The organism is Burkholderia sp. Ac-20353 (genome assembly GCF_017104785.1).
Taxonomy (GTDB): domain Bacteria; phylum Pseudomonadota; class Gammaproteobacteria; order Burkholderiales; family Burkholderiaceae; genus Burkholderia.
The window spans coordinates 24,638-31,060 of sequence record NZ_JAAGPL010000100.1; the positions used below are offsets into that span (position 1 = coordinate 24,638).

5 protein-coding genes and 1 tRNA gene are annotated in these 6,423 nt (G+C 65.7%); 1 reads left to right on the forward strand and 5 read right to left on the reverse strand.

Features of this window, described 5'->3' with window-relative positions:
• Positions 1-22 precede the first annotated feature (22 nt).
• Positions 23-601, reverse strand: coding sequence for a hypothetical protein (locus tag G3N94_RS25140; protein WP_205795256.1), 579 nt, complete (start codon positions 599-601; stop codon positions 23-25).
• 568 nt (positions 602-1,169) lie between these two features.
• Here G3N94_RS25140 and G3N94_RS25145 point away from each other — a divergent pair.
• Complete coding sequence (locus G3N94_RS25145) at positions 1,170-1,982, forward strand: alpha/beta hydrolase (protein ID WP_205795257.1); 813 nt, start codon at positions 1,170-1,172, stop codon at positions 1,980-1,982.
• 719 nt (positions 1,983-2,701) lie between these two features.
• On the opposite strand, the gene G3N94_RS25150 is transcribed toward G3N94_RS25145, so the two are convergent.
• The 4 genes from G3N94_RS25150 to G3N94_RS25165 all read right to left on the reverse strand — a co-directional run.
• Positions 2,702-2,791 (reverse strand) — tRNA-Ser (locus tag G3N94_RS25150).
• A gap of 58 nt (positions 2,792-2,849) precedes the next feature.
• Positions 2,850-4,865, reverse strand: a complete 2,016-nt coding sequence (locus G3N94_RS25155) for a sodium:solute symporter family protein (protein WP_205795258.1) — start codon at positions 4,863-4,865, stop codon at positions 2,850-2,852.
• A gap of 3 nt (positions 4,866-4,868) precedes the next feature.
• Positions 4,869-5,213, reverse strand: coding sequence for a DUF4212 domain-containing protein (locus G3N94_RS25160; RefSeq protein WP_205795259.1), 345 nt, complete (start codon positions 5,211-5,213; stop codon positions 4,869-4,871).
• A gap of 86 nt (positions 5,214-5,299) precedes the next feature.
• On the reverse strand, positions 5,300-6,423 hold a 1,124-nt coding region (locus G3N94_RS25165; RefSeq protein WP_205795260.1), incomplete at its 5' end, for an AMP-binding protein.

Here is a 6,423-nt window from a genome sequence, read left to right on the forward strand (position 1 = left end):
ACGACTTCTTCGAATCACGCCATCAGGGCGCGACGCCCAGCCGCGCACATGCGCCCGCCACGAGGTCCGGCCCCTGGACCGCAAGGATTTCCCACACGCCCATGCTGACGCGTGCACGCGCCGATGCGGATGAATCGGCCAGCAGCGCCTCGACGCGCCGCGCGGTGTCCGGATCCTGCGCCTCCACCGCCGCGAGATGCCGCTTGCGCGCGGCGGGCTCCTGCTCGTAGACGTCGCACAAGCGAACCATGCCGGCGAGACCGGCGATGTCGTCATCCTTGAAGTCGGCGCGTGCCGGCGTCGCCGCCAGCGGCGGCCGTTCGCCGGCCGGCAGCTTGTCGCGCGCGGCCGCTTCGATGGTCGACACGGCCTTCGGCGGCAGACCGGACATCGACACGACCACGCGGCTGCCCGCCGCGATCATGTCGCCCTGGCATGCGGCGCGTGCGGACGGCGCGACGTTCGAGCAAAACGACATGGATGTCTGCAACACGGTGCCGCTCAGGCGGGCCACGTCGTCTGTCGTCGCGTATGCGCCGCCGGCCAGCAGCGCAATCAGGGGAACAGGCGTCAGCGTGTGAATGAACGATTTATTCTTCATGATTGTTTCGGAATGCGTTTCAGCGATTTCTCTTTCCGGAATCTGCCGGTCGCACATATTCCCACATTCTCGTTCGGGTTCGGTGGTAACCGTGCTTTTCCATTGAGAATATCGGCGGCATGACATGTGGATTATCGATGTGCGAGTCTCAGGCAGCCGTAGTCGACCGCTTTAAAAAAACCCAAAAGCGTGCGCTGGTATCCGACAGGTCAATTGACGATGACCGGACCGATCCCTCGACCGGCTCATCTCGTGTACCCCTGCAGCTGGCGTGAAGCGGCGAGATGTCGGTACTATGCTCTCGCGATTCGCACGGCGGGGATGAGCCGATGGATTCCGAAAGCAGCATCAGGAAGGAGATGTCCGAGGGAATCGTCAAGGCCATCCTTGAAGACGCTTAAAATACCGCTAGATTGATTCCGGCATTGAAAGAATCGCGCGCGAGCTTGCCCATATGGGTCCGGCGGATTATGCGAAGCTTGATTATCCGGAAGCGATGTGGCGCACGCCGGATTTGCAGCCGGCGTTGCGGCCGGATCGTTCGCGCCACTTCATTGGGGGAAAAACGATGAATGCGGAGCTTGAAGACGACGATCTCGGCCGGTTCGACGCAGATGGCGCCGCGCCGTTGCCCGCGGCCGATCTCGAAGGATGGCTTGACCACGACGGTGCCCGCATCTGGCATGCGGCTTACGGCGACGGCCCGCCGGTGGTCATGCTGCACGGCGGCCTCGGCCATGCCGGCAACTGGGGCTATCAGGTGCCGGCCATCGTCTCCGCCGGCTACCGCGCGATCCTGATCGACAGCCGCGGCCACGGCCGCAGCACGCGCGACGAGCAACCCTATTCCTACGAACGGATGGCGTCGGACGTGCTCGCGGTCATGGACGCGCTCGGCATCGACCGCGCCCGCTTCGTCGGCTGGAGCGACGGTGCCTGCATCGCGCTCGTGCTGGCGTCGCGCGCCCCTGCCCGCGCGGCGGGCGTGTTCTTCTTCGCGTGCAACATGGACCCGGGCGGCACCAAGGAAATGAACCCGGGCGCGGTGATCGATCGCTGCTTCGCGCGGCACCGGAAGGATTACGCGCGGCTCTCGGCCACGCCGGACGGGTTCGACGCGTTCGTGGCCGCCGTCGGCGAGATGATGCGCACGCAACCCGACTACAGCGCGCGCGATCTCGGTTCGATCGAGGTACCCGTCGCGATCGTGCTGGGCGAGCATGACGAGTTCATCCGGCCCGAGCATGCGGCGTATCTCGCCCGCTCGATTCCGGATGCGACGTTGACGATCCTGCCGGGCGTGAGCCATTTCGCGCCGCTGCAGCGCCCTGCCCGTTTCAATGCGGCGATGCTGGCGTTTCTCGGTGGGGTGCCGGACTAGCGAAGGAAGCCGGGGAATTTCGCGGTCTCGCGAGCGCAACCTGACTGACGCAGCCATCTGGCAAAACGAATGGATGGCGTCGGGCCAGGCGGGGCATTGGCCGCGAGCTTCTGGCACGTTCTGACATTCACTGACGAAGAGTTGGACGCGTTGCCGGCTCGCATCCAACAGGGCTCCGGTTCCTGACGATTCAGGAACCGGACCGCCGGTTCGAGTCGGGTCCCCGGCACCCTATCCTTACGGTGCCTCCTCAATGCTTACGATGCATCCAGCTCATGTGATGCGCGTCTAGCCATTGACCCATGCTCGTTCCCGGATGCTCGCCCCTGTATCGACGAACAATCGCGGATATAACAACCAGCACGACCGCTAGACCCACCCAAAAGCTAATCATTGACTGAGACATGGCAGGCTCCTTATCAGGTCCAAACCATGCTTCCATTCTAGGTGGTCTGATCACATCCGGGAATGAATGCGATGCTCCGCGGGATGCGAGAGTTCTTGCGAGTGTTCGGTTAGGCGGAGAGCGTGGTTTCCACATTGATCGCCATGGGCTGGGGCCGTATCGAAACTACGACGTAACGCGGCGGGACGCGATGCAACGCACAGCAACGATCAGCTCAGCGCCACTCAAGGCGCTTTGCCGGTTGGCGGATCGGCGGGTTATTTGGCGGATAGAAATGAAAAACGGGCCGAGAGGCCCGTTCTTACTGATGTCCTGGCGGAGAGAGGGGGATTCGAACCCCCGATAGGCTTACACCTATACACGCTTTCCAGGCGTGCGACTTAAACCACTCATCCATCTCTCCGGAAGAGCGAGAGTATAGCAAACTCTTGCGACCCTGCGCCACTCCCCCGCTCTGCGCGTCACGGATGGCGGATATAGTCGACGAGCGCGCGCGTGTAATCGTCCGGCCGGCGGTCGAGCAGGCTGACGACGATCGCGACCGCGAACCCGGCCGGCACGCCGAACACGCCCGAGCTGATCGGCTCGATCCCGAACCATGTCGGCCCGGCAAAGCCGGTCAGTTGCGCGAAGTACGGATACGTCGACACGATGTAGTACACGCACACCGCGAGCCCCGTCACCATCCCCGCGATCGCGCCGCGCGTCGTCGTGCGCTTCCAGAACACGCCGAGCACCAGCACCGGAAAGAAACTCGACGCCGCGAGCGAAAACGCCGCACCGACGAGGAACAGGATCTTCCCGGTATTGAGCGATGCGACGTACGACGCGAACAGCGCAACGCCGAGCAGCAGCACCTTCGAGATCGTGACGCGCCGCTGGCTCGACGCGTCGGGCGCAACCATGCAGTAGTACACGTCGTGCGACAGCGCATTCGCGATCGTCAGCAGCAGCCCGTCCGCGGTCGACAGCGCGGCCGCGAGCGCGCCCGCCGCGATCAGCCCCGACATCACGTACGGCAGCCCGGCGATCTCCGGCGCGGCCAGCACGACCATGTCCGGCTGCATCTGGATCTCGGACCAGTGCACGATGCCGTCGCGAATCTCGTCGACGACACTGATCAGGTCCGGCTCGAAGTGATGCCACTGCGTGACCCATGCCGGCAGCTCCGCGAACGGCCGCCCGACGAGGTTCGCGAGGATCTCGTATTTGATCATCACCGCGAGCACCGGCACGCTCAGATAGAACAGCGCGATGAAGAACAGCGTCCAGCCGACCGAACGGCGCGCGGACGCGACCGACGTCGTCGTGTTGTAGCGCGTCAGGATGTGCGGCAGGCTCGCGGTGCCGAGCGACAGGCACATCAGCAGCGCGAGGAAATTGCGCTCGCGCGGCCGCCGCTCGTCGTCGTTCGCGGCTGGAAACGGCTCGTGCATCGGCACCGGCGGCTCGGCGCGCGCCAGCAGGTCGTCGCGCATCTGCGACCACACGACCCGCGCCGCCGCCGGGTCGCGCGGAAAGTCCGCGAGCTCGCGCTCGAGCTGGCTGATCTCGCGCAGCGGCCCGTTGTGGCGCCGCAGGTCGGCGAGCTGGTCGACGAGCCGCCCGCGCGCCTCGCCGAACGACGCGGGCAGCCGGTCGAGCTGCGTCTGGATCCGCGCGGCCTGGCCGCGGTACGCGTTTCGCACCTGCTGCTCGTCATGCGCGTCGCGCAACTGCGCCTCGCGCGTGGCGACACGCTCCATCAGCTTCCCGTAGCTGAACTGCGGCACCGGCCCGAGCCCGATCTTCAGTGCGATCAGCGACACCGGAATCAGGATCGCGCTGATCAGGATGATGTACTGCGCGACCTGCGTCCACGTGACCGCGCGCATCCCGCCGAGGAACGAACAGACGAGTATGCCCGCAAGCCCGCAGAAGATGCCGATCGCGAAATCGACGCCGATGAAGCGCGTCGCAATCAGCCCGATCCCCTGGATCTGCGCGACCAGGTAGACGAACGAGCACAGGATCGCCGCGCCGGCCGCGAGCGCGCGCACCGCGGTGCTCGAGAAGCGCGTGCCGAGAAAGTCGGGAATCGTGTAGCGCGCGAGCTTGCGCACGTATGGCGCGAGCAGGAACGCGACAAGGCAGAAGCCGCCCGTCCAGCCCATCAGATACGCAAGCGCGTCGTAGCCGGTCGCGTACAGCGAGCCGGCGAGGCCGATGAACGACGCGGCCGACAGCCAGTCCGCCGCGGTCGCCATCCCGTTGAACGCGGACGGCACGCGCCGCCCAGCGACGTAGTATTCGACGAGGTCGGACGTGCGCGACAGCAGCCCGATCACCGCATAGACGGCGATCGGCACGAACAGGAACACGTAGCCGATCCACACGCCGGAGCCAGCCGCGCGCTCGATGCGCCACAGCAGCAGCACAAACGCGAGAAAGCCGAGCGTGTAGAGGGCGTACGCGCGAATCAGGCGACGGGTCAGCATCGATCAGCGCCCGCTGCGCGTATCGTCCGCGCCCGCCGCATGGTCGTCATACGCGCGGCGCAGGATGCGGTCGGCACGCTGCATCAGCCCGATATAGACGACGATCAGCACGAGATAGACGAGAATCGCGCCTTGCGCGCCGACATAGAACGGCAAACTGAATCCCGCGAAATGCACGCCCGCAAGCGCGGGCGCGAAGAACGGCACGACGAACGACACCGAAAAGCCGATCGCCATCAGCACGACGATCAGCACGACGTTGAAACGCCAGTAACGCGCGTGCGCACGCGCGAGCGGAACGGGCACGGGTGGCGGCGCAGCAGGCGCCGGACGGGACGGAGCGGTCATGCCCTTGTTTAACAAAAAGCCCCTGCGCGGACAATCGGGATTGCCGCGCAGGGGCGCATGACGCAACGCGGGAACTCAGCGCAAACTCAGCGCACTTCGGTGAGCTGATCGAGGATCGCGGGGTTCTCGAGCGTGGACGTATCCTGCGTGATCGCCTCGCCCTTCGCGAGCGAACGCAGCAGCCGGCGCATGATCTTGCCCGAACGCGTCTTCGGCAGGTTGTCACCGAAGCGGATGTCCTTCGGCTTCGCGATCGGCCCGATCTGCTTGCCGACCCAGTCGCGCAGTTCCTTCGCGAGCGTCGCGGCCTCATCACCCTCCGGACGCGTGCGCTTCAGCACGACGAACGCGACCACCGCCTCGCCGGTCGTCTCGTCCGGCCGGCCGACTACGGCCGCCTCGGCGACGAGCTCATGCGCGACCAGCGCCGACTCGATCTCCATCGTGCCGAGCCGGTGGCCCGACACGTTCAGCACGTCGTCGATCCGGCCCATGATCGTGAAGTAACCCGTGTCCTTGTCGCGCACGGTGCCGTCGCCAGCGAGGTACAGCGTGCCGCCGAGTTCTTCCGGGTAGTAACTCTTCCTGAAGCGCTCCGGGTCGCCCCAGATCGTGCGGATCATCGCCGGCCACGGACGCTTGATGACCAGGATCCCGCCCTGGCCGTTCGGCACGTCCTGGCCCGTCTCGTCGACCACCGCGGCCATGATGCCCGGCAGCGGCAGCGTGCACGAACCGGGCACGGTCGGCGTCGCGCCCGGCAGCGGCGTGATCATGTGCCCGCCCGTCTCGGTCTGCCACCACGTATCGACGATCGGGCAGCGTTCGCCGCCGACGTGCTTGTGATACCACATCCACGCTTCCGGGTTGATCGGCTCGCCGACCGTGCCGATGATGCGCAGGCTCGACAGGTCATAGCTCTTCGGGTGGACGTTGTCGTCGGCCTCGGCCGCCTTGATCAGCGAGCGGATCGCGGTCGGCGCGGTATAGAACACGCTGACCTTGTGGTCAGCGATCATCTTCCAGAAGCGGCCGGCATCCGGATACGTCGGCACGCCTTCGAACACGACCTGCGTGCCGCCGCACGCGAGCGGGCCGTAGGTGATGTACGTGTGGCCCGTGACCCAGCCGATGTCGGCCGTGCACCAGAACACGTCGGCGGGCTTCCAGTCGAAGGTCCACTTCATCGTCTGCGCGGCCCACAGCAGGT